This is a genomic window from Paenibacillus sp. VTT E-133280 (assembly GCF_002264385.1).
Taxonomy (GTDB): Bacteria; Bacillota; Bacilli; order Paenibacillales; family Paenibacillaceae; genus Paenibacillus_AQ; species Paenibacillus_AQ nitricinens.
The window spans coordinates 1-23,073 of record NZ_NFUX01000088.1 but is presented as its reverse complement, the minus strand read 5'-3'; the positions used below and the strand labels follow the sequence as shown (position 1 = coordinate 23,073).

General features: G+C 39.3%; 22 protein-coding genes. 3 read left to right on the top strand and 19 right to left on the bottom strand.

Going from position 1 to position 23,073, the window contains the following annotated elements; translation table 11 throughout:
• Positions 1–272: 272 nt before the first annotated feature.
• Positions 273–689 carry a hypothetical protein gene (locus tag CA600_RS27265; protein WP_094874283.1) on the top strand — a complete coding sequence of 139 codons (417 nt, stop codon included), beginning with the start codon at positions 273–275 and terminating at the stop codon, positions 687–689.
• Positions 690–759: 70 nt separating this feature from the next.
• On the opposite strand, the gene CA600_RS27260 is transcribed toward CA600_RS27265, so the two are convergent.
• The 15 genes from CA600_RS27260 to CA600_RS27190 form a co-directional block, all read right to left on the bottom strand.
• On the bottom strand, positions 760–1,026 hold the full coding sequence (locus CA600_RS27260; RefSeq protein ID WP_042127555.1) for a CD3324 family protein: 267 nt from the start codon (positions 1,024–1,026) through the stop codon (positions 760–762).
• Positions 1,027–1,221: 195 nt separating this feature from the next.
• Positions 1,222–2,616 (bottom strand): protoporphyrinogen oxidase, encoded by a 1,395-nt coding sequence (locus CA600_RS27255; RefSeq protein WP_094874282.1) that lies wholly within the window; start codon positions 2,614–2,616, stop codon positions 1,222–1,224.
• Between the two features lie 171 nt (positions 2,617–2,787).
• Positions 2,788–5,391, bottom strand: coding sequence for an ABC transporter permease (locus tag CA600_RS27250; RefSeq protein WP_094874281.1), 2,604 nt, complete (start codon positions 5,389–5,391; stop codon positions 2,788–2,790).
• Complete coding sequence (locus CA600_RS27245; protein WP_042127549.1) at positions 5,388–6,071, bottom strand: ABC transporter ATP-binding protein; 684 nt, start codon at positions 6,069–6,071, stop codon at positions 5,388–5,390. Before CA600_RS27245 ends, CA600_RS27250 begins: the two co-directional genes overlap by 4 nt.
• 95 nt (positions 6,072–6,166) lie before the next feature.
• The gene (locus CA600_RS27240; RefSeq protein WP_094874280.1) at positions 6,167–7,168 is read right to left on the bottom strand and encodes a sensor histidine kinase; all 1,002 of its coding nucleotides are present in this window, start codon (positions 7,166–7,168) and stop codon (positions 6,167–6,169) included.
• A 1-nt stretch (position 7,169) separates the two neighbouring features.
• On the bottom strand, positions 7,170–7,853 hold the full coding sequence (locus CA600_RS27235) for a response regulator transcription factor (protein WP_094874279.1): 684 nt from the start codon (positions 7,851–7,853) through the stop codon (positions 7,170–7,172).
• A gap of 169 nt (positions 7,854–8,022) precedes the next feature.
• Positions 8,023–8,823 (bottom strand): GNAT family N-acetyltransferase, encoded by an 801-nt coding sequence (locus CA600_RS27230; protein WP_094874278.1) that lies wholly within the window; start codon positions 8,821–8,823, stop codon positions 8,023–8,025.
• Between the two features lie 95 nt (positions 8,824–8,918).
• The gene (locus CA600_RS27225; RefSeq protein ID WP_094874277.1) at positions 8,919–9,662 is read right to left on the bottom strand and encodes a class I SAM-dependent methyltransferase; all 744 of its coding nucleotides are present in this window, start codon (positions 9,660–9,662) and stop codon (positions 8,919–8,921) included.
• A gap of 17 nt (positions 9,663–9,679) precedes the next feature.
• Entirely contained in the window at positions 9,680–10,891 is a 1,212-nt protein-coding gene (locus tag CA600_RS27220) for a DUF2812 domain-containing protein (protein ID WP_094874276.1), read from the bottom strand.
• Positions 10,872–11,219: a PadR family transcriptional regulator gene (locus CA600_RS27215; protein ID WP_373455801.1), complete on the bottom strand. Its 348-nt coding sequence runs from the start codon at positions 11,217–11,219 to the stop codon at positions 10,872–10,874. Before CA600_RS27215 ends, CA600_RS27220 begins: the two co-directional genes overlap by 20 nt.
• Before the next feature lie 163 nt (positions 11,220–11,382).
• Positions 11,383–11,700, bottom strand: a complete 318-nt coding sequence (locus CA600_RS27210; RefSeq protein WP_094874274.1) for an iron-sulfur cluster biosynthesis family protein — start codon at positions 11,698–11,700, stop codon at positions 11,383–11,385.
• A gap of 121 nt (positions 11,701–11,821) precedes the next feature.
• Positions 11,822–12,280 (bottom strand): DMT family transporter, encoded by a 459-nt coding sequence (locus tag CA600_RS27205; RefSeq protein WP_094874273.1) that lies wholly within the window; start codon positions 12,278–12,280, stop codon positions 11,822–11,824.
• A gap of 38 nt (positions 12,281–12,318) precedes the next feature.
• The gene (locus CA600_RS27200; protein ID WP_094874272.1) at positions 12,319–12,744 is read right to left on the bottom strand and encodes a DMT family transporter; all 426 of its coding nucleotides are present in this window, start codon (positions 12,742–12,744) and stop codon (positions 12,319–12,321) included.
• A gap of 189 nt (positions 12,745–12,933) precedes the next feature.
• Positions 12,934–13,335, bottom strand: coding sequence for an NUDIX hydrolase (locus CA600_RS27195; protein WP_094874271.1), 402 nt, complete (start codon positions 13,333–13,335; stop codon positions 12,934–12,936).
• A gap of 57 nt (positions 13,336–13,392) precedes the next feature.
• Entirely contained in the window at positions 13,393–14,616 is a 1,224-nt protein-coding gene (locus CA600_RS27190; RefSeq protein ID WP_094874270.1) for an MFS transporter, read from the bottom strand.
• Positions 14,617–14,749: 133 nt separating this feature from the next.
• On the opposite strand from CA600_RS27190, the gene CA600_RS27185 reads away from it, so the two are divergent.
• Positions 14,750–15,646: a LysR family transcriptional regulator gene (locus tag CA600_RS27185; protein WP_094874269.1), complete on the top strand. Its 897-nt coding sequence runs from the start codon at positions 14,750–14,752 to the stop codon at positions 15,644–15,646.
• 44 nt (positions 15,647–15,690) lie between these two features.
• Here CA600_RS27185 and CA600_RS27180 read toward each other — a convergent pair whose 3' ends face one another.
• Together CA600_RS27180 and CA600_RS27175 are read right to left on the bottom strand one after the other, a co-directional pair.
• On the bottom strand, positions 15,691–17,433 hold the full coding sequence (locus CA600_RS27180) for an ATP-binding cassette domain-containing protein (RefSeq protein WP_179281757.1): 1,743 nt from the start codon (positions 17,431–17,433) through the stop codon (positions 15,691–15,693).
• 14 nt (positions 17,434–17,447) lie between these two features.
• Positions 17,448–18,893 (bottom strand): ATP-binding cassette domain-containing protein, encoded by a 1,446-nt coding sequence (locus CA600_RS27175; protein ID WP_179281756.1) that lies wholly within the window; start codon positions 18,891–18,893, stop codon positions 17,448–17,450.
• Between the two features lie 432 nt (positions 18,894–19,325).
• Here CA600_RS27175 and CA600_RS27170 point away from each other — a divergent pair, with 432 nt between their 5' ends.
• Positions 19,326–20,126, top strand: coding sequence for a polysaccharide deacetylase family protein (locus CA600_RS27170; protein WP_094874266.1), 801 nt, complete (start codon positions 19,326–19,328; stop codon positions 20,124–20,126).
• Between the two features lie 69 nt (positions 20,127–20,195).
• Here the strand turns inward: CA600_RS27170 and CA600_RS27165 are convergent, their stop codons facing one another.
• Positions 20,196–21,338: a copper amine oxidase N-terminal domain-containing protein gene (locus CA600_RS27165; RefSeq protein ID WP_094874265.1), complete on the bottom strand. Its 1,143-nt coding sequence runs from the start codon at positions 21,336–21,338 to the stop codon at positions 20,196–20,198.
• A gap of 146 nt (positions 21,339–21,484) precedes the next feature.
• Positions 21,485–22,645, bottom strand: a complete 1,161-nt coding sequence (locus CA600_RS27160) for an alanyl-tRNA editing protein (RefSeq protein WP_094874264.1) — start codon at positions 22,643–22,645, stop codon at positions 21,485–21,487.
• Positions 22,646–23,073 lie beyond the last annotated feature (428 nt).

The window sequence follows — 23,073 nt, the reverse complement described above, 5'->3', positions numbered from 1 at the left end:
GTACTGTTAGTTGTGGTGCGGTAACAAGGCTTGGAGGTTAATATTCACCGGAGTATTCTAGCTTTCAACAAATAAATATTTTCGCTTCCAAATTAGACGCCATCCACATTAAACAAGCAGATTCTGTATACAGCCTTTCATTTTCTTTTTAGCTCGTTGAATTCTTTTTGAGAAGAAACGCTTTATAGCAAAACTTAAGAGGAATCAGGAATATTATGGAATACAAGATTACTTCGAGTGACTACTAAATCAAATGATAAGGATGATTGCTAATGAAAAGGTTTAGTCAATGTTTTATACTTTGTACTATGGTTTTTGCTTTATTAATGCCATCCACTGTGTTTGCTGCTGATAAGAAATTACTCAATGAGGCAAGTATTACTTTGTCTAGCGATGTTATTCCTGTGGGTGGAACTACAAAAAAAAAAGTTCGCTTACTAGCTGAAATGACCAGTCTTACATATGCAAAATTGACACCAGAAGTTTCTGATGAATCCATACTTACCGTTCTATCCAAGGTTGCTTACGAACAAAAGATGAAAACACCTCAAGAAGTGTTAGATTTCACAACCTATTCTAATCAGATAGCAGCTTTTACAGCAGCAAATAAAAAGATGGATGAAGGCGTGAAATATGAAGGACAGTTTGTAGACGGGATCGATAAATATCGGAAAAAGTATGGTATTTAAGATTGAATGATAATTAAATCCCAAAAATCCACGTCAGAGCTTCCTCTAACGTGGATTTTTAGGATTACAGCTATTTTTTTGTGTAAACAATCTTCTTAATACTGTCCCTTGATAGGCAATATTCATCCGAAAGCTGGTCAACCGTTGCTCCAACGGCAAACCTTAAACAAATCTCAATATTTCTAGATCTTAAGTATTTTCTGCTCCCTGACTTCTCGCCCCATTTTACATGTGCTTCTTCAGGCTTAGGGATATATACCAAACCACCGTTAATATATTTCTGAATTTCCTCTAATAATTCCTTTGGAAAAATCGTATCTGCATTTACATATTTCATAGTCACTCTGCTCCTTAAACTTTTTTTGAGTTTGAAGGTAGCAAAGTCTATTCTAAAAACAACCCTGCACAGTGCACTGGCGGTAAATCAATTTTTATTCGCTCTATACAAACAACCGCCGTTGTTTATAGTCTAGACTTTGCATAGAGCTTATCGCTAATTTTAATTTTCTCACTATTGTCCGCCCTCCTTTGTTTAATGTGTAATTACTTGTTCCAAAATACGTTCCGCTGTCTTCTCTCCATTTGCAATACAATCGGGAATACCCACACCATAATAAGAACATCCAGCAAGGATTACATTCGGATAATGATCTGCAATCTTCTTCTCTAAGGATACTACAATCTCATGATGGCGTTTGTGGTAATTTGGCATAACATCATGCCATTTGGTCACATCGTGGGTAACTGGTTGTCCAGTAATTCCAAGACTGGTCTGTATATCATTCAACGCCACCTTTAATAATTCCTCTTCTGAAAGCTTAATCAAGGACTCATAATGCGGTCCTGAGCTTTTATAAAAGAGTCTGACAAGCAGACGTTGTTGACCAGACGTGTGCTCCCACTTGCGACTTGTCCACGTACAAGCATTACAAAGAACATCGTCACTGTTGGCTGTTATGAACCCTGTACCGTTCGCTGGCAGTTGACTGTCAGGGATATCAAATCCTAGATACACACTAATCATAGAGCTGTTAAACAACTGTTTGAAATCTTCATTCAGCGCTTCGTCTTGAAGTAAATCTTGTGCAGTAGAATGCATCGTTCCTAGTACGGCAAAATCGCTGTCCAAGATTCGCCCATCGGCCAGTGTTACTCGGTACTGTTCTCCATCCTTTGCAATGCGCTCGGCCCGAATCCCTTTGATGATCTCTACATCGGACAGCTGTTCTTCCATAGCATCAATCAGAGCAGACACACCACCCTTAAAAGACATAAACTTCTTATCGCCGTTCCCCTGGAATTCAGCCTTATTCGCGGACAATCCCTGAATAATACTTCCATATTCATTTTTATAATCAATCAAATAGGGAAGGGTCGAGGCAATGGTAAGTTCACTCAATTTCCCGGAATATACACCTGATAGGACAGGTGATATCTGCTTCTCGACAAGTTCTTTTCCAAAGAAAGCTTCCAGAAAATCACCTACAGAATCGTTTTTCGTAAAACGATCATTCGGAGTATAGAAATCTTTAAGTGCTTCAACTTTACCTTCAGCAGAGATCAAATCTGTAGTAGCAAGCGATTCAATACTGAGAGGGATGCCAAAGACTGCATCTTTAGGTATTTGCTTCAGCTTACCTTCTGTGTAGATGTATGATATTCCTGTCGCGTTATATACAACCTCATCCTGAATACCTAATTCTTCAACCAATGGGGCTACATTTGTCTTGCGAGTGATAATTGAATCAGCTCCAGATTCCATGATGAAGTCCTCATGCTGAAGTGTTCTGATTTTTCCACCTAGTCTATCGCTGGCTTCAACCAAAATGATTTTTACATCCAACTTATTATACTGTATAGATTTCTGTAGATAGTAAGCGGTAGACAATCCAGTAATCCCCCCGCCAATCACGACGACCGTTCTCAAGCGTTGACACCTGCCTCTAAAGTTATAATCTGTTAAATTCAATTGAATACATTATATCATAGGGATTTATATGTAATAACATACTGTTCGTGTCATATATGACACAAAATACCCCCAAAAATATATACCTTCAAATAAGTCTAAAAAAGCCGCGATGATCGCGGCTAAACTTTATATATTCTCCTGTTTTAAAGCATCAATAATATTTTCCTTCTTCACTTTTGAACTGGAGTACAGCATAGCTGAGCTAACGATGATAAATACAGCGACTATGACATACAAGATACTCATCCACGGAAGTTCGAATCCATAGGAGAAACTACTCATCATGGATCTATAGATCAAGTACATCACGACTATGCTAATCGGAAGCCCGTAAAGTAGTGATTTTATCCCATAGAAGATACTTTCATAATTAATCATTTTATTAAAACCGTTTGGCGTCATCCCTACAGACTTCAACATCGCAAACTCTCTTTTACGAAGTGATATGCTGGTTGATATCGTATTGAAAATATTCGCAATCGATATTAAGGTAATCAAAGCAATAAAACCATAGGTAAAAATAGACATTAACATGATCATCTGCTCACTATTTTGTCTATTTTGAAACACATTTTGAACATAGACATTCCGCTCTTTCATTTCCTCAATGGCCTGTTGTGTCGCTAACGGATCAGAGCTGTTCAGGTTTAGTCGGCTCTGTATATCGTTACTCATCGTATCATTTGTTAATTGATCGAAGACTTGTTCAGAGACAATGATGTTTAATCCACCAACTAGTGCTGAATGAACACCCATAGGACGTTTATCAGTTAATGCGACAATTTCTACTGGTGGTAATTTCGTCTCTTTCTCTGTGTTCCAATCCGTATAAATTAAATCAAGCTTCTGACCGATTTCCGAATGAAGAGCTTTGGTCTCAATAATCTTTTTGACGTTCTCATCCTCAAAGGTGACGGTATCATTCACAATAGCTGACATCTGATTGAGATTCGTTAATTGTTCATAACTTACACCGACGGATTCTGCATAGGTTCTCAAACTCTGTTCATTTAGGGCATGGATCTGAATGTAGTAAGGATATTTCCCATTCTTTAAAATACTGCTATCCTTCTCCACGATCTCTTGCAATTCTTTTGCCATATCTTTTTCATCAATCCATGAACTCAAGCTTAGTTCCCTGACCACATTATATTCCGTTATATTGGGTAAGGCAGATATCGATTTCGTCAGCCGATCTACTTTTTGAGCGTCCTCTGTCCCCATATAAACTTGAATATCATAGTTCAAACCATCCTGTGAGAGTTCTACCGACTTTTTCATATTTGTAGTGAATGATGATACGGTTAAAAATAGAACAATACTAATGACAAGGGAGAACACAGTTGCTTGATACCTGCGTTTATTTCTCTTTAAATTCTTCAAACCAATTTCCGCTTCAATTCCAAATAACTTGCGAACGAACTTAGATGTTTTCACCGCTTTACCAGAGAGCTTAACATCGGTTGTTTGTCTGATTGCATCAATCGCCGAAATCTTTGAAGCTTTTCTGGCTGGAAGAAAGGTGGATATAAAAATCGTCAGTATCGATACTATACAAGCGGTGAATAGGGACAGAGGGGTAACAACCATTGTTAATTTTTCAGTTATCCCTAGTACATCTTGAATCATCGTATTGATGAACATAAAAGTGATCCCGATTCCTGCAATTCCGCAAAGGATCCCAATAGGGATACTAATTAAACCGATGATCATTCCTTCAAAAAACACCGAATTCTTCTTCTGCCTCTTTGTAGCACCTACGCTTGAGAGCATTCCTAAATGACGTGCACGTTCCGAGACAGAAATCGCGAATGCATTATAGATTAAAGAAACAGAGCCAATGATAATCACAGTCATAACGATGACCGACAATGAAAGAAGTGCATTACGTAAGCCATCGTTATTCGTCACACCATAATAGCGCAGCAGACTATTATTATAAGAAATCGACTCTATATTGTTTTCTTTTGCCAATTCCTCTGCATGTTTGTATATGGAGCTATCCACCTTGTTTAATACAACTGTCGCTGTAGATTTTTCGGCTGCTCCAATCAAACTTTCATCCACATAACTTAGGGCAGTATAACCCGGAGACCATGTTGGTTCCCAAGTGGGTCGCTTTATCACTCCCACAATCGTGTAGTTCATTGGTTTTTTATGAATGATCTCTTCATTCAGGGTATCCTCTTCAGTCCGTAATCGTTCGTTCTGAGATAAGGGCTGACCACTATTTTCATCATCCCTAGTGACTCGCTCTCCGACATCGAGCGCTAAAGTTTCACCAATCTTGTAGGTTACTTTAGCATTTTTTGCAATTTCTTCAGAAATGACTACTTCATAGTTAGTTTTCGGAAGTCTTCCTTCCAGAAGTTTAATCGGAAATTGTTTAAAACCAGCTGCATTATATTCCTTGATATACCAATAGGGCTTGTTCTCATTCTGTCCCCCCACTAAAGGGGCATAGCCACGATCATTTGAGATGACAAGTGTTTTCGTTGCATCATCATCTTCTATCGCTTTGAGTTGAGCTTTAGTAACATTTCTATATTGGACATGCCATTCTCCATTAGTCGAGATACTCTGCTTCCTCATTAATTCCATAAATGAAAAACCAAGCGTTGCCACAGCCGTCACCATAGCCACAGAAATGATGACTCCAATGATGGTAACCATGGTTCTTCGCTTATTCTGCTTCAAATGTCTAAGTGTTAATTTATTTACGATATTCACGGACGAATCACCTCATCTTTAGCGATCCTTCCATCTTCAATGGTAATGACTCGATCTGCTTGCAGTGCAATCCGTTCATCATGAGTAATGACAATCAGCGTTTGATTATAGGTTTTATTAAACATTTTTAATAAATCTATAATTTCACCACTGTTCTTACTATCCAGATTACCGGTTGGCTCATCTGCCAGCATGATTGCGGGATTACTAATTAACGCTCTACCAATAGAGACCCGCTGTTGTTGCCCGCCTGAGAGCTGATTCGGAAGATGGTTTAAGCGATTTTCCAAATTCAACGCCTTTACAGTATCCGCAAATTGTTTCTTATCTACCTTGTGCTGATCAAGAAGTAAAGGGAGAGTGATGTTCTCTTCGACCGTTAGGACTGGTATAAGATTATAGAATTGATAAATCAGCCCAATTTGTCTGCGTCTAAAGATCGCCAGCTGTGTTTCATTCAATTCATATATATCCGTGTTATCTACGAATACTTTGCCGCTTGTCGGTCTATCCACTCCGCCTAATAAGTGCAGAATGGTCGATTTCCCGGAGCCAGATGGCCCGATAATCGCTACGAATTCCCCTTTTTTAATCGAAAAAGATACATCATCCAATGCCTTTACCGCTGTTTCGCCTTTTCCATATGTTTTAGACAGATGTTCAATCTTTAAAATGTCCATTGTTAGACCTCCATTTGTTGATGAGATCAGTATATCTGTCTACAATGACTATCCAGTGACTCTAAAGTGACATTCTAGTCACTAAGCCATATGTGCTAAAAGACTTGTTTATAAAATTTGATCTGAAATTGTGAACCCTTCCCCACTTCACTCTTCACATCGATCGTTCCGGTTTGTCCTGTGATAATGCTTTGTGCCAAGGCAAGTCCAATCCCTACACTATCTTCGCTTGCATTCTTACCTTTATAGAATCGTTTGAAGATATAGGGGATCTCTGCCTTTGGGATTCCTTTGCCGTTATCTGTAATGATAATTTCCGTAAACAGTGTATTTTCTGCAAAAGAAATCGAAATCTCTCCCCCAGCAGGTGTGTGCTCTACACAGTTTTTCAGAATATTAATGATCGCCTCAGTTGTCCAATTGAGATCGCCCGCAAATGTGGTGCTCTCTTCTCCATCAATCAAGATGCGTTGTTCTTTAATATCCATTGGAATTAACATGGGCTCCAACGATTTTTGAACAAGCTTGGTCACCGCAACAAGATCTTTTTTAAAATGAATGGTTCCAGCATCGATCTTGGAGAACTTTAATAAAGAGGAGACTAGCCAACCAATTCGTTCGAGTTGGATCGTAATTTTCCGGGTAAACTCCATTCTCTTCTCAGTGTGCAGCTCAGGATCACTTAATAAATCTGCCATCACGGTCATGGAAGTAAGCGGGGTTTTGAGCTGATGAGAGATATCTGAAATCGCATTGGTGAGCTTCATTTTATCTTCTTGTAATTGCGCACTCTGCTCGGATAACATCAGCGTCACTTTATAAATGTCATTCTTCAGGATACTAAGCTCACCTTCCTGATTATCACGAACATCGAGCGAATAATTCCCACTGCTGATTTGACGTAGATATCCTGAGAGCTTTTCAATTTCACCATATCTCCAGCGGGTAAACAATACACTACAAGCTATAAGCAAAGCTGAAGTCCCAGCTGTGAGCCCTACCGCCTCTAACGATATAAATGTCGCCACCGCTGTAGCCACAAGACTGACCAAGCACATCGTAAACAATAACCATCTAAATTCTCTATTACGAAGCATCCTAATCACCTACCTTGTAACCCAACCCTCGAACTGTTTTGATCAGTGTTGGTTCTTGGGGGTTATCTTCTAACTTTTCCCTAAGTCTTTTTATGTAAACCGATAATGTATTGTCGTTCACGAATTCACCTGCCACATCCCAAATCCGTTCTAACAATTGATTTCTTGAGAGAACCTGACCAACATGGTTAGCAAAGATCAGTAATAATCGATATTCTAATGCGGTCAATAGCACTTCATCGCCGTTCTTATAAACCTTTCCTTCAAGCGTGTTAATCCGTATATTCTCTAATTCGATAATGGATTGGGTCTGAGCCTGCTTGTTATATCTCCTTAAGACGGATTTTATTCGCGATAGCAGCTCCCGAATCCGAAAAGGCTTGGTTATGTAATCATCTGCCCCCATATCGAGTCCCATCACCACGTTGACCTCATCATCAATCGCCGTTAAAAAAATTACCGGTATATCACTTTGCGCTTTCACGATCTTGCACAATTCATAACCGCTGCCATCTGGAAGTGAGAGGTCAAAGATGCATAAGGTGAGCTCTGATAACTGCTCTGATAACACCGCCTTGGCTGAGGAGGCGTCATAACATAGAAGGGTTTCAAAATGATCCTGCTGTAATGAATATTCAAGTCCTGATGCTATCGTTCTATCGTCCTCGACAAGAAAAATTTTCATGGATGATCATCCTAACCTTATAATATATTCAATCGTTCCATTCGTTCCGATGATCATTCTCTCATAATTATAGAGTTATACCAAATTACTATTCATATTAAAGTATTTACAACTCCACGGTAAATATAATAAAAACGTCTACTCCATGGAATAGACGTCTCTAAAAGGATTATATTGCAAAAGCACCACACTTATATTGATGTATCTGTTGAAACCCTAGCCGTAGTGCCAATTTTTTCGAAGCTTCATTATCAGTAGAACAATCCCAGTAAGGAATAAAGCCATTGGCAAGCACATCTTCAACTACTAGCGTTGCTAAATGTGCCCCTACTCCTTGTTTCTGATATTTAGGAAGGGTTTCAATTCCGATTGCGTGTGTATCCTGTGTAACAAAACTAGAATAACACACACCCATAACCTCAGATCCCTCAACAGCAGCATATCCGTAGCCTTTTTCGGCAAAGTCTTCTTTCGATGACCAGAATAAATCAATATTTTCATGTACAAATTCTATATTCTTTAGATCTGAGTTCTCCCAATCCAGCATTTTAAGATTTATAGTTCTAATCCCATTAGTCTGCGTCGCAGGCGGCTTGTGAAGTAACTTGAACACCATCTGTTCAAAAGGATATAGCTTCCTAGAAGGAAACATCAATTCCAGATTCCATTCATCATGTTGACCAGAAACTTCGAAATGTTCCATCCCCAGTTCCTTCATTCTAGGTACAATATGATCTGTTACATAACTGTCCAGTGCATGGATAAAGGCTTGATTGGTGTGATTACCGATAAGATAAAACCCTTCAATCCCCTGACTCCACACTAACGCACTCTTTGGTGCTGTAAGTTGATCGACAAAGATCCAACCTGGATTATTGCCTTCAATTAAAGAGAGAATTTCGGGATGGATATGCTCTCCTTGAAGTAGTGGCTTCACTTTATAATAATCCTCATGAGGTATTTCATGCATACAAACACTCCCCTTAATTTCCTTGCAGATGCTGTATACATAAGTATAAAGTAATCGTCCTTAATCGGTTGGTAAAATTCATTCATAACTGAAAATTACTGTCCATGCATAACTGTTTTCCTAGCCTTAATTAATATGAATGAAGGTCTCCTTCTTTCATTTATTAATTTGGGCATCTTCTCAAGACCCTCAAGGTTAGATTCAGGTTCAACAATTTCTTCAATAGCGAGTCCATTTTGGATCAAAGTATTAAGTAATGTTGAAAGCTTTCTATGGTATTTAATAACTCCATCGATTCCCCAAAACTGTGATCTGAGACCTTCTTCACCATAATTATCAATAGGCCAATGAAGAATATTTTGATCGGGATCTTTAACCCACCCACTTTGGCTCTTATTCGATAGAACAACCGGATGCTCTGTTGAAAATACCAGGTGCCCATTGGGTTTAATCCAATCTGAAATCCTACTAATGAGGGTTTTATAATCCTCGACATAATGAAAAGCTAACGAACTTACTACCAAATCAAATTCATTGCTATTAAAATCGATTTCCGCCATAGAGCCCTGTACATAACGGATCTGAGGTCGTTTCCCTGCCATAGCTAACATTTTCTCTGATATATCTACTCCTGTTACGTGTGAAGCATTGTTATCAATCATATAGTTTGCCATTTCACCAAAACCACAACCCAAGTCGAGAACATTCAAATCTTGTAGAGTTGGAAGCAAACCTCTTATTGCAGGTTGTTCAATAAAGTCATTGTATGTAATTCTTGATTCCCTTAAGTTCTTATACATTTGAAAAAACTCAGAGTTGTCATAAATGTTCTGTTGCATGATCCACCTCCACGATATTATTGATGATGTTTACGAAGCCGGTTGTAATATAGCCAAGTTCGACTAACATATGAGCCAAACATTAGAATTAAGATGGCGTACAAGATCAAATTCATGAGCTGCAATCGATCCAAATTCGAGTAAGTCGATAATTTTATGTTTAATATTATGATATACACATATAAAATAGTGAGGGGTAAGAACATGGCTGTATACGTTAAAGCTATACGTCTAGCCAGTTTCAATTGATTTAACTTATCGCTATAAATTCGAGGTTTTACTTCGCCTGGCACATATTCTTGGCCCCATAAGACCCATTTCTGACTCCATGAACTCGAATGATACAGACATACCCAGCCAGAATCCGTGTGAATGTTGAAATAATTGGTATCAGCAGTATTTTGTAAGTCCGCACAATAACAGATCTTACGAGGCTTCCCTTTTTTAAAATAAAAGGCAGTTCCTGTTTTGCCAACTCTGTACAGATTATATCCCTTTTCTTCCATTTCCTCTAGCCACGCCTCAAGACGATCCGGCGCATACATCCATCCAAGCTTCCACTTCATAACAAGTTGACCTGAACTTTTCAGACGTTTCTCTTCATTCTTACTTAACCTGTCTTTCAGAAAGGATGTCTCTTGACCATTTTGCTTGTTTGGTTGTATGAATTCCCCTGTTAATCTCTTGTTAGTCTTGTTTAATGTGATCAGCGAATATACGGTGAAAATACATAAGATCATGCTAAGTCCTAATGCAGTAGCGGGAATAAAACCATACGGTCCGTTAAAGACATTAAAATGGCCAAACTCGGAAACACTCATGGCTATTGCACTTATCAAAATTACATTGAGGAATGCAACCATTAAATAAATCAATATCCCCATAAAAATATACATGATCTTCTTGTTATGCTTTACGATCCCTTCTCGATCAGGAAATGTTCTTATTTGTTCTAAAGGCAGCCTGTTCATCGTCACAACCCATTTGCCGCTCTGTAACACCTTCGTCCATCCAAAATTTGATAATCCTTTTGAAAGGGACTGATTTGGAACTTTATCAAATACGATCTGATAGGTAGCTGCTTTCGGTTCGCCCTGCTCAAAGTAAAAATATCTAGTTAAACGGTTGAGTCGGATAAGTGCATAGCCTTTTTCCGCCATAGAAGCCAACCAGTCTTCGGTTTTCTGAACATCATAAGTCCAAAAGGGTCTACATACTTTGATGATCATCTACGTCACCTCCATATTTTATAGCATTCTCGTGTAGCTCTTTAAGTCTATTAATCTCCGTAGCAAGAATTAGCATCCCTATGTCTGTTCTTTCGTAAACCGTTTTTCTCTCTTCATCCGCAAAAACAGTAATCATCCCATCTTTTTGCATCTTCGTTAACGTGCCATATACTGTACCAGAGCCTAACAAAAGACGGGCTTTCGTAATTTTCTCCACATGCTTCACTATTCCATATCCATGTCGTGGCTCATCTAAGGATAAAAGAATATAGAATGCCGTTTCGGTCATGGGTACATATTTCTTCAATACTTTCTCAGGGTTCAACATGCCCAGCTCCCTTTATGAATACGTCGCATTTAAATATGTCTTAACGTGACTATATCACGACGTGACATAGTCTGCAATATTATTTCTCGAAAACATAAAAAAAGTGTGTAGAATCGCTTCATCAGCTATTCTACACACTCTACATTCAACTGCTCCAACCTGCCTAACGAATATCTTTTACACGAATATTACTTCCTAACAAACTCGAATCACTACTTAATCGGAATGACGGGTAATTCTCATCTGCTTCAAGTCGCATCTGTTCATCAAATAAAGACTCCTGTTGCCGGTCAACCAAAAAAGTAAAAGGCTCTTTCTGCACTTCGATATCTGTGTGATGAGGTTCACTAATGATTTGAATTACGATTACGCCATTACAACCACAGCCCTCTGTATCGAAGAATAATTTAAAATATCCTGGTCGTTCATCAAGGCTTTTTTCTAACTTTTCAATAGTTTTGGGGTTCAATTGTATGAACATAGGATGATCTACTCCTTATTTATAATTGAGCTATTACTTTCCCAAGTATAATTTCATTTGCTTCCATCCTCGTGTGACTGCCATCACTTCTATTTTGACAGACATGCGACTGAGGGGAAGACTAAGCCGCCTTCTGCGTTTCCCGTTCGCCACCTAGCTTAAACACGAGAATACCTCCAACAATAACAATCACTCCGACCAACTGCTTCCAAGTAAAAGGAACCTTTTCAAGCCCTAACCAGCCTAGTGAATCCCAGAGCAGTGCAAACCCAAGCTGAGAGATTAATACGATCGAAATCGCATACGTTGGGCCGAGCCGTTTTGTACCTTGCACAAGGCATATTACTACCCCAACCCCGATCAAACCACTGATCCAATACCAAGGCTCCATATTTCTCAAAGTAAATATGCGGTTTCCTTCAACGATAAGACTCATGATAAATGAAGCTAGGAATCCCATCCCTAACACTAAAGTTGTCGTGGCCCAAGATCCAACCTTTTCATTAACTTTTGTATTAAATATATTTTGCAGACTCACGAATGATCCCGCGATAAGTGCTAATATCAAACCAATAATCATAACTTAACTCCTCCATTTATCGAGTTTGCACAAGGCCATTAGAATTTCAGTATCACTACGCCAACGATCATCACCCCGATGCCGATGAATTGCGGCAGTCTCATTTTTCTCTTTTCCATTCCAAACCAGCCTTTAATATCGATTAAGAACGTCAGACATAGCTGAGCAATCAATAACGAGGATATTGTAAACGTAACACCGATTTGCTGAATGGCCGTTACTTCACTGAAAATAATTACAGCTGCAAAAGCGCCGCCGATCAAATATAAGGGTTTTACTTGCTTAAATCCTCCCCATTTCCCATCTCTAACGAACAAAAGAATTAGGAAGGACATGATGAACCCTGTTAACTGTGTAATTGTCGCTGCCTGCCAAGTCCCGATATCCTGGCTAATTCGAGCATTTGATACGCCCTGTAGTGTAATACAAGCCCCCGCTAAAAACGCAAATATAATTCCTCTCATTTCTCTCTCTCCTCAACTTCGATCTCTACATATTAAATAGCAATTCAAGGGTTTAAAAAAGGACATCTGTCCTTAATGAGAAGAAACGTTGCTATGGTCCAACGAACGAGCGTTACACGTAGAAATAAAAAGACCGTCTCAAGCCAACTTGCTGGCTTAAAACGGACTTCAAATACTATATATGGTTGATTATGAGAGCAAATTCTTCTCATGCATTTGATCAAAAATAATTTGGGTAACAACAGACACACGATCCCGATCCTTATAGCTTAACCAAGATAATTCCTCGATTTCGGACGCTGGCTTTAATGTCCCTTCATAATCCGCAATATAACAGGTCATTTTAACTATAACACCTTCTGCTTTACCATGAGCTTCTGCCTCAAACGTGCCAAAATAAGAGACCGTCTCTGTCTTGATCTGAACAGAAATCTCTTCCTCGATTTCGCGCACGAGTGTCTCTTCGTCTGTTTCTCCGGCTTCTCTTTTTCCTCCAGGTAAATAATACATATCTTTCCCTTTGGAACGCGCACATAAGACTTGTCCATTCTCGATATGAATCCAGGCGATTTTATCAATGATTGTAGTCATATTGTTCTCCCCATGCTTTTTTTTCAACAATTATATCATACAGCTGAACGTTTACATTTATGCAACGTCAGCTTTAGATTTTTGAACGCGAAGCTTAGATTGAGGTAGGTGATGAAGCAAATAGTATACAGCAACTGAGATAAGCGTCACGAACCCTGCAACTTCGTACATCATACGGTAATCTGTATAAGAAGCAACTACACCCATAATATAAGAACCCGCTCCATACCCCAAATCAAATAACAAGAAAAAGGTTCCATTTGCGCTTCCTCTACGTTCTTTATCGGCTAATTTTAGTGCAAGCGTCTGAAAGCATGGCATAAGTGCGCCATACCCAACCCCCATAATGATGCCTGAGAACATCAGCATGAATCCGGATTTAGCTTGACTTAAGCTAAGCAGACCTACAGCAAAGATCAGAATTCCGGGATAAATGAGAATATGTTCATTATATTTATCGAATACTTTACCGATTAGCGGTCGAAACAGCACAATCATAATCGCAAAGGCCACAAAAAAATAACCGGTAAGCTGTGATTGGTTAATTTCTTTTGTAAAAGAAGCGATAAAACCAGATAAAGAACTATAGGAGAACGCAAGCGTAAATCCGACAAGCGAGATGGGCAGTGCTTTGGGTTCAATGACATCACTCCAGCGAAGACCCTTTCGCATCTTCACAGGTTCCCTAATGGCCTCTTTAACCGTATCCTTCGCTTCTTTGGGCATACGAACGCCTAATGTGAATAACAGCGAAAGCGCAGCAATCACACATACACCTAACAGCAATACATGAATGTTCTCATCTTTCCATAGAAAAAGACCCAAAGCTGGTCCAATGACCATCGCAATGCTCATAAACATACTAAAATAACCGATGCCTTCACCCTGGCGTGAGTACGGGATTAGTGTGGAAGCTATTGTACTTGTCGCTGTCGAAGCAACCGCATAACTCATACCGTGAATGAAACGAATCACCAGAAACAATACAATTCCATTAGCTCCGAAGTATCCTATACAGGCGAGTAGGAATAAGACCAGCCCAATAACCGCCATTTTCTTTTTACCGAATTTATCAACCCATTGTCCTGAAAAAGGACGGATCAATACACCTCCGAGGACATAGATGGTAATGGCTAACCCCATTTGCTGCTGATTCCCGTGCAAGCTTTCCTTCACGTATAACGGGAATGCAGTCGCCAGAATGTAAAAGGTCAGAAACATAAAAAAACTACTCAAACAAACAACAATAAAATTCCGGGTCCAAATTTTCTCTCTAATCACAGCAGACTCTCTCCATCCTACCTATATCTTTTTATATGTTACAATAGTATAGGACCGAAAATTAATTAAGTAAAATACATATTATATGATGGATATATCACATTAGAGTTATGAATAAAGAGAGGTCAATGTTATGGAATTCCTTCAGCTTCAATATTTCCGTGTAGTTGCTCGTCTTGAGCACATGACTAATGCCGCCAAAGAATTAAATGTATCTCAACCCTCACTTAGCAATTCCATCCAACGTTTGGAGAAAAGCTTAGGTGTTCCCTTATTTGAACGCCAAGGCAGAAATTTAAAATTGAACGAATTCGGAAAAACATATCTTCGTCGTGTGGAGCAAGCATTTCTGGAACTGGATGAAGGTCAGCATCAGCTCACGGATATGGCCGGACTTGAACATGGAGTAATATCTATAGCAGTAACACTACCGTATGTATTGCCCACTTTACTAAAAGAGTTTCTTACCCTTCACCCGCACGTTCGGATCATTCAGCGTCAGCTTGGCTCAGCATTAGAAATGAGAAACGATCTGGAGAGTGCAGTGATTGATTTTTGTATATCTTCGACACCTGTTACCGGACCAGACATCGAATGGTTTACCTTAGCAGAAGAGGAATTATGTTTAAGTGTGCCGAAGAATCATCGTTTTGCCAATCGCGAAAGTATTTCTTTGATTGAAGCTGCCGGTGAGAATTTCATTTCTTTGTCTTCTAGATCTAATTTCCGTGAAATTACAGATGCATTTTGCCGTCAAGCTGGATTCGAACCACTAATTGCTTTCGAGCTCGAAGAAGTAAGTGCCGTTCAAACCTTAGTTGAGATGGGGCTGGGTATCACCTTTACTCTCCCTTTAGCCTTAAGCAGGAGAAGTAAAAACACAGAAATCATTCAATTGAAAATAACCGATCCGTTTTGTCAGCGCACTTTTGGCATCGCCTGGAGCAGAAAACACTTTTTATCACAAGCGGCTATACAATTCCAGAAATTTGTTGTGGATTTTTTTAGTAAACCTCATGAGTATAGTTAAGGAGAATATGCCATCTTATATCAACCGCAATCACATCTAATAAGCTACTTATACCAAGAGGATTGTAAAGCGTACATGTTTGCATAAATCCCATTGTGATGTACTAAGTCTTGATGATCTCCTACTTCAGCAATTTCTCCATGATACATAACATAGATCGTATCAGCATTCTTCGCCCAACCCAAGCGATGTGAAATAAAAATAGCTGCTTTATCTTGGCAGATTTCTAATAATTTCGTATAGATCTCTATCTCGGCATTCGGGTCAATCGCAGAAGTAGGTTCATCGAATACTATAAGCTCCGCATCATTGTATAACGCGCGGGCAATCGCCAGCTTTTGCCATTGTCCACCTGATAGCTGCCTGCTTCCTTCTACTAATTGCCCCAAATTCACATCTAATCCGCCTAATTCATGGAGCAAATCTATCAGCTCACATTGTTCTAGAACCCTTAGTATTTTAGCATCATCTGAAGGTGTATTCGCATCGCCCAATAGGATATTTTCTCTTAGTGTCAGTTCAAACTTTACAGCATTCTGGAATACGACGGACACCTTTCCGTGAGGTTCTAAATGACCCTTCCAGTTAATCGTTCCGGAGCTTGGTCTATATTGAGCTAACAACATTTTAATCAACGTAGATTTCCCTGCTCCATTTTCACCGACGATGGCTATTTTCTCACCCGGCTTTATGGTCATATTGATGTTAGATAAGACATTCTTGTTCGATTTGGCGTATTTAAAATAGACATTTGAAACACTAATTGGGAGCATAGCATCAGTTGAATTATTGATGTTATTTTTGCGAAAATCCCTGTTCTTATATGTAAGTACTTCATTTAAGTCATATAATTTGCTACTGCTGATGTAAAGCTTGCTTAATGGCCAGGTCAAACTCATAATCTTACCACCACTCGATAACAGCGCCATAAATAACACCGAAATTGTTCCAATTGTAACTGTATTAGAATCCCCCATTTTGTTTAACAGGTACACTAGAACTACAAAGATAGCACTCGTCTGAACCATAGCCACAACCATCCCTGTTTTGATCTCGAATTTTCTGGCGCTAAATCTTTTATTATGCTGCTTCTTCATAATCATTGCCCAGAGATTTGTAAAATAAGAGATGGAGTTATACATTCGCATTTCTCTAATCGTATTAGGGTCTTCCAAAGTGTTAGCAAGATAGTCCCCCATTCTTCCATCAAAGGTGAGCTCTCTTCCTGTTCTTCTCACTTTAATTTCCGTAAATAATCGAATGGATAAGGTAGTCACGATCATTAGTGTTACTACGAATGTGACCAAGAAATAACCACTTGTCGCCGACAACCAGATGATGCTTATTAATCCTGAGATAATTCCTACACTCGATACCAAAAAACCTGTAATCCCCTCTAAATCTTCTCCAACTACCTTTTTAGCTCTTTGCAGTTTATTTCCAAACTCTTCATCATCAAAATCCTCAAAATCAACCCGGTTTGCAATATCTATCAATTCGGATTGAAAAGCTAGGGTTAGTTCCGCATTCATTCGATTCTTCATCATGCTGGTTATGCTTAATGAACAAGCTTGTACGCCATGAATCACAACAAACCATAGAATAGGGAGCAGGGTCATAACACCGCGAGCCACACCGTTGATGATATTCACTTGGACAGCGTAAGAATAAAAAGTTAATAATCCACTGATTATAGGGACTATGATAGTGATCGTTGAGGTCATCGGACTTTTTTTAACCATTCTCACGAGTATTATTACAAAATTAGATATGTCAGACTTCAGCATGAATCGCTCCTTTCTCATACATATAAAGAGGACTGGCGATTAAACATCTTTTTGTATTTACCATCCACCCTCATTAATTCATCATGTGTTCCACTTTCCACGATTTCTCCATGCTCAAACAGAAAAATTCTATCGACGAATTTGGACATATACAGCCGGTGAGTCACAATTATGGAAGTCTGCTGTTCTCCTAATTTCATAAAAGTATCAAACGCCTGTTGTTCTGCATAAGGATCCAAGGCAGCAGTCGGCTCATCAAAAATCATTAGAGCACCGTCATTGAGATAGGCTCGCGCAATTGCAAGTCTTTGCCACTGCCCCCCAGATAAATCTATCCCTCCAAACTGAGGACCTACTAAGGAGTCCAACGCAACACCATAATGATCAGCCTCTGCTGTTCTCATCGCGGATAATAGTCTTGAATCGTCATGAATAGTAGCCATATTACCTAACGCAATGTTTTCTCTAATTGGTCTTTGTAACTTAATGAAATCCTGAAAAACAACTCTGGTATCCTGTGTCACATTATGCGCTAAGACTTCATGCGCACCTTTAAACCACTGGATGTTTCCAGCTGTTGCAGGATACAACCCTAAGATCAACTTAACAAGCGTAGATTTACCCGAGCCATTCTCACCTACAAAAGCAATTCGTTCACCTGGATGAATAGTCATGTTTATATTACTAAGGGTGTTATTGGCGTTGGTCGGATATCTAAAAAACAACTGGTGAACTTGGACCTTCATCGGATCCGTGTTTCTATTTGAGTTCACCTCCTGATCTCTAAGTACCTGCTCTTCCAAATCTAAATAAGACGTATAATCCTCGTACCGTAAACGACTCTTCACCAAATCAGCGTAAACTCTTGTGAATGCAGGAATAACGATGAATAATTGATTGGATATCTGAAGTAATAACACAAACAGTCCAGCGCTCTGTCCGCTACTTCCAATCGTGATCGCCAAAATGGCAATCGTTGTCCCATTTAATAAGATCATGATTAAGCTTTGGGAGAAGTTGAGGCTTTCAGAATAAATAACCTTACGGTGCATTTGTTTGAAGTTACTCTTAAAGCTCTCTTTCATTGAGGAAAACAAATAGGAGGACATTCTATACATTCTTACTTCTGGAATCGTATTTCTATTAACTAACAAATCAAATAAATAGTTGATCATACGTATAGAGGAGGTTTGATCCGCTGAAATGGACTCTACTTTCTGTGACATTCGCTTCATAAGATAAAGCTGTAGAATCTGCACCCCTAAAATAGTCAAAGCCAGAATATAGAAGCCATAAACAGATAAGACAACCATTAACGCAACTAATGTTATTAGGTGAACTGTTACGCTCGTCCATTGGTCTAACAGATCAATCAAAGAAAGTCGTTTCGCTTTTTCTCTTTTAGTTTTTGTAGTGGGGTCTTCCAAAAGTGCCGTAGATAATTTAGAAGTCTTTTCCAAAATACTATGTTCCAGTTCATAGATACAAGTGGATGTTAAATTGGTGATAGAAATGGCTCGAAGAGAACTATTAAAGCCCGCGAGATATAACATTAGGATAAGCAAACTCAATAATAACAAAATATGTTGGTAGGCGTTAGGATTGAAGTTCTGAATGAGGTCGACCACATATTTCGTTGTGAACAATTCTGCAAAAAGGATTGGGGCACTCAGTAAGTTAGTGATAAAATATAAAAGTGAGTTTCTTCTGTCTTTCACATATAATAGTTTTACAACATAGAGAAAGTCAGGCAGGCAGCATCTCTCCTTATAAGTGTATTCCATTCTGTAAACACTTTCATTGTTTAGATGTGGAAACCGATTATAACGTTTAATGTTTATAATTGGAAGAGGTAATTTTCGAAATAACCAAATGAACAGGAGTGTACATTCATGAAACTTCAATTTAACTTATTCCCGGGCGGATTGCCCAAGGCGCTCACCATGAGCTATGATGACGGACAGAAACACGATATTCGCTTGGCGGAGATTTTTGATCAATATGGGATTAAAGGAACTTTTCATTTAAATAGCGCTATGATAAACGCACCCGGGTTCTTATCTTCTGCTGATGTTAAACATTCGCTCAAAAACCATGAAGTATCTGCCCATTCCGTTACCCATCCACATCTAGAGCGTCTACCTTTACCTATGGTAATCGATGAGCTGTTCGAAGATCGTAAGCGACTGGAGAAACTAGTAGATTATCCGGTACGAGGCATGTCCTATCCCTACGGTACATATTCTCAGGAAATCATTGCTCCTCTACAGTCTGTTGGGATTGAATATAGCCGAACTGTCCATTCTACCAAACAGTTTGATATGCCTTTGAATTTCATGGAGTGGCATCCAACATGTCATCATATAGAAGATCTGCATCACGTATGGGAGCGATTTACAACGGAAGGGCCATCCCAGAAATTGAGACTCTGTTATGTTTGGGGTCATAGTTATGAATTTGCACAGCAAAACAATTGGGAGCTTATCGAATCCTTTTGCCAACAAGCAGGTGGACATTCGGATATTTGGTACGCTACCAATATAGAGATTTATGATTACGTTGCTGCGCTATATTCACTGAAAATGAGTGCTGACAAAACGGTCATCCGGAACAACTCGGCTATAGATGTCTGGGTATCCGTAAATGATCAACCTGTTCAGATTAAGGGTGGAAGTACGATGATGATGAAATAATCCAAAATACAAAAAAGAGCGATTTTAAACATCGCTCTCTTTTTGCTTATTACATAAAAGTGATTGAAATTAATTTGTTTGAAGTGTAAATGTCACTGTTTTTGCTTTTTCCTCAAGGATTGGAGTATGGGTGAATGTCATTACATTCCCTTTGCGACTCTTCAACACTAACATTCTGGTCAATACATATGGATCTCTGCCATCATTTACTCTATCCCATTCTTTATGATCCTCACTGGTAATGAGTTGTTCGCTGAGATTGATGATTTTCCCACTGCTGCTATAAACCAAATATAAGTGTGTCGTATCTAATAAACGTATGAGCGCCACATCTTCCGCAGCATACTCCACTATGAAATCTCCAGTTGCTCCTGTTAACTTTTCCATCTCAAATAACTTGCCCAAACCGCCATCCTTAGAAATATATTGCACATTCTTCCCATCGGTCATATACACCTGAGTGGAAGGCACTTGTGGTGCATGGATATAAGCCGAGTTGTTGTAATGATAGTCCATTTGCTTGAGAATAGTGCCCGCTTTGACCAATACTTGATAACTGCTATTGAAATCCGTGAACATGGCATAATGATTGTCCGTCAACTGGAGTAGGTCCGTACCATTGGCCATTTTTTTAATCTCAAAAGCGTAGTTGTACGCAGATTCCTTAAAAGGTAGTTGCCCAATAATTACTGGTTTTCCAGCTGACGTAGCACGGTAATACAAATTTCCGTTTTTCTGAGATATCCAATAGGATCTTCCATCTACAGAAGCAGAAACCAATTTAGCTTCATCTACAATTTGGATAACGCCATCCGTTTTATTAAGCCCCGCTTTACCTCCAAGTACACTGACCGCTGAGACCAATGGCACATACACCGTGCCTTTTATAATACGCGGGGATTTTGTTAAGGTCATTACCGCCCCGTTCACTTTTGACTTTACAGTACCGGCTGTGAAGATAACCTCACGTTCAGGACGAACAAGCTTGGCCGTTTGGGATGATTGATCCCAAGATAATGTATACCCCATAGCATCTGCGAGTGATTTCAGGGGCACAAAAGTTGTATTCTCCGTGATCACCTGTTTACTGCTGATTCCGATTTCTTTATAGTTGAATTGAATTTGCTTTTCTGCTTGGGCTGATACCGATCCATACCCCGTACTTAAAATCAAAACAGTCAAGATTCCTAACGTTACCTTCCATTTATTCATTTCTTTTCGTCTCCCTCGGCTCTATAATTATATGTAATTAGACGGTATATTTTGGAAAAAGTTTCTTGTTTTCGCTTTAGGCATAAAAAAGACCTGATCCACAGTAGTTTACCGTAGTCAGGTCTTCTGTCTTTTATAAAGCAATCTTAACTCCTAGCAAACTCATAAAACGCCAAAGCGTCTCCCCATGTCGGGAATCCAGCTTGTGCTAATTTATCACTGCCTCCACCTTTTCCATTGTAGGTACTGAGATGCTCTTTGAAAAAGGCTCCACAGGAGACCTCCGCGCTGCCATTCTGTGCAAATACAACTTTATTCTCTGCAGAAGTAGCCAACAATACCGGAACATCACTTTTGGCAGTCAGCTTATTCGCTAAGTTTTGTAAATCTTTCAGCGATTTATCCTCGAACACTTTAGCGATCTGCTTTCCTTCTTGTTGTGTTAAAAGTTCCAGTACGACATAATCATCATTTTTCTCTTTAAGAAGGTTATTTTCAGCCTGCAGCTGCTTTTGTTCATTCTCCCATTTTTCAATGCGATCGATGATTTCATCTTTTCCCGTCTTCAATTTGGAAGATAATGTTCCTAGAATGTGCTGTGTGTTATTAAATTCCGCTAGAGCACGGTATCCACATTTAAAATAAATCCGTGTATTCCCTTTTATTTTCTCTGTTTTCAGTAGCTTAATCATACCAATCTCACCTGTTGCAGATACATGTGTACCACCGCAAGCGTTATATTCAACATCTTTGATCTCTACAATCCGGATATTCTCCGTCAGCGTTGGCTGTTTGACCAGTTTAAGCTGTGAAGCCTCATCCCCTGTCACAAAATAGCTAAGGATGTTATGGTTTTGGTAAATCTGCCGATTAACCTCCCACTCTATGGAATGAAGTTGTTTAGGCGACAGTTCTGGCGCTTCAATATCAATAGTGCAATAATCCTCACCCAAATGAAAGCTTAGAGTCATAAACTGGTACAAGTCGAGACAGGTGGCTGAGAGCAAGTGTTGTCCACTATGCTGCTGCATATGATCAAATCTTCTCTTCCAATCGATTTGACAAGTGACGGATAAATCATCAGGCAGACGTTCCAGCTTATGCAGGACAAGATCTTCCTCACTGATTACATCAAGTACCGGGATATCCCCAATAGTCCCTAAATCACAAGGTTGCCCACCGCCATGCGGATAAAAAGCGGTCTTCTCCAAAATAACATAGAGTCCATCTTCTCGTTCTATGGTTTCAGCGATACAGGTCTCCCAATCAGTAAGGTATGTAGAATTGTAGTATAGCTTGTTGGTCATATATGTATCCCTCTCTTTTATACGTTTTCAGCACATTAAGCTTATAGTATCATATCGGATTTCAAAGACAAACTGCACAATGAAAAACGCCTTGCGGCGCTTTTGGAAGGAATTCACTCTTTTGTTCTACTTTCAGTTGTCTTCTACCTTGTACATCAGTAATCCTGATCTCTCATCCAAGAATTCCGCTATCATACTCTAGAACCATTACCCTTGTTCAAGGAAAATAATGCCCTAGACTGCTGCATATTTATTGAAGTATCGTTTTTCGTCAGCTCAAAGACTTGTCTGAGATCGGAATAAAATGCTGCCAACGACGACACAAATTTCAAAATAGGTGGACTCCGCCTCTACCGGAAATTTTCTACACACTCTTGCAGAAAAGCATTTAGCGTACGGGCTCTCTGCCGAGCAAGCGCTTCACAGTG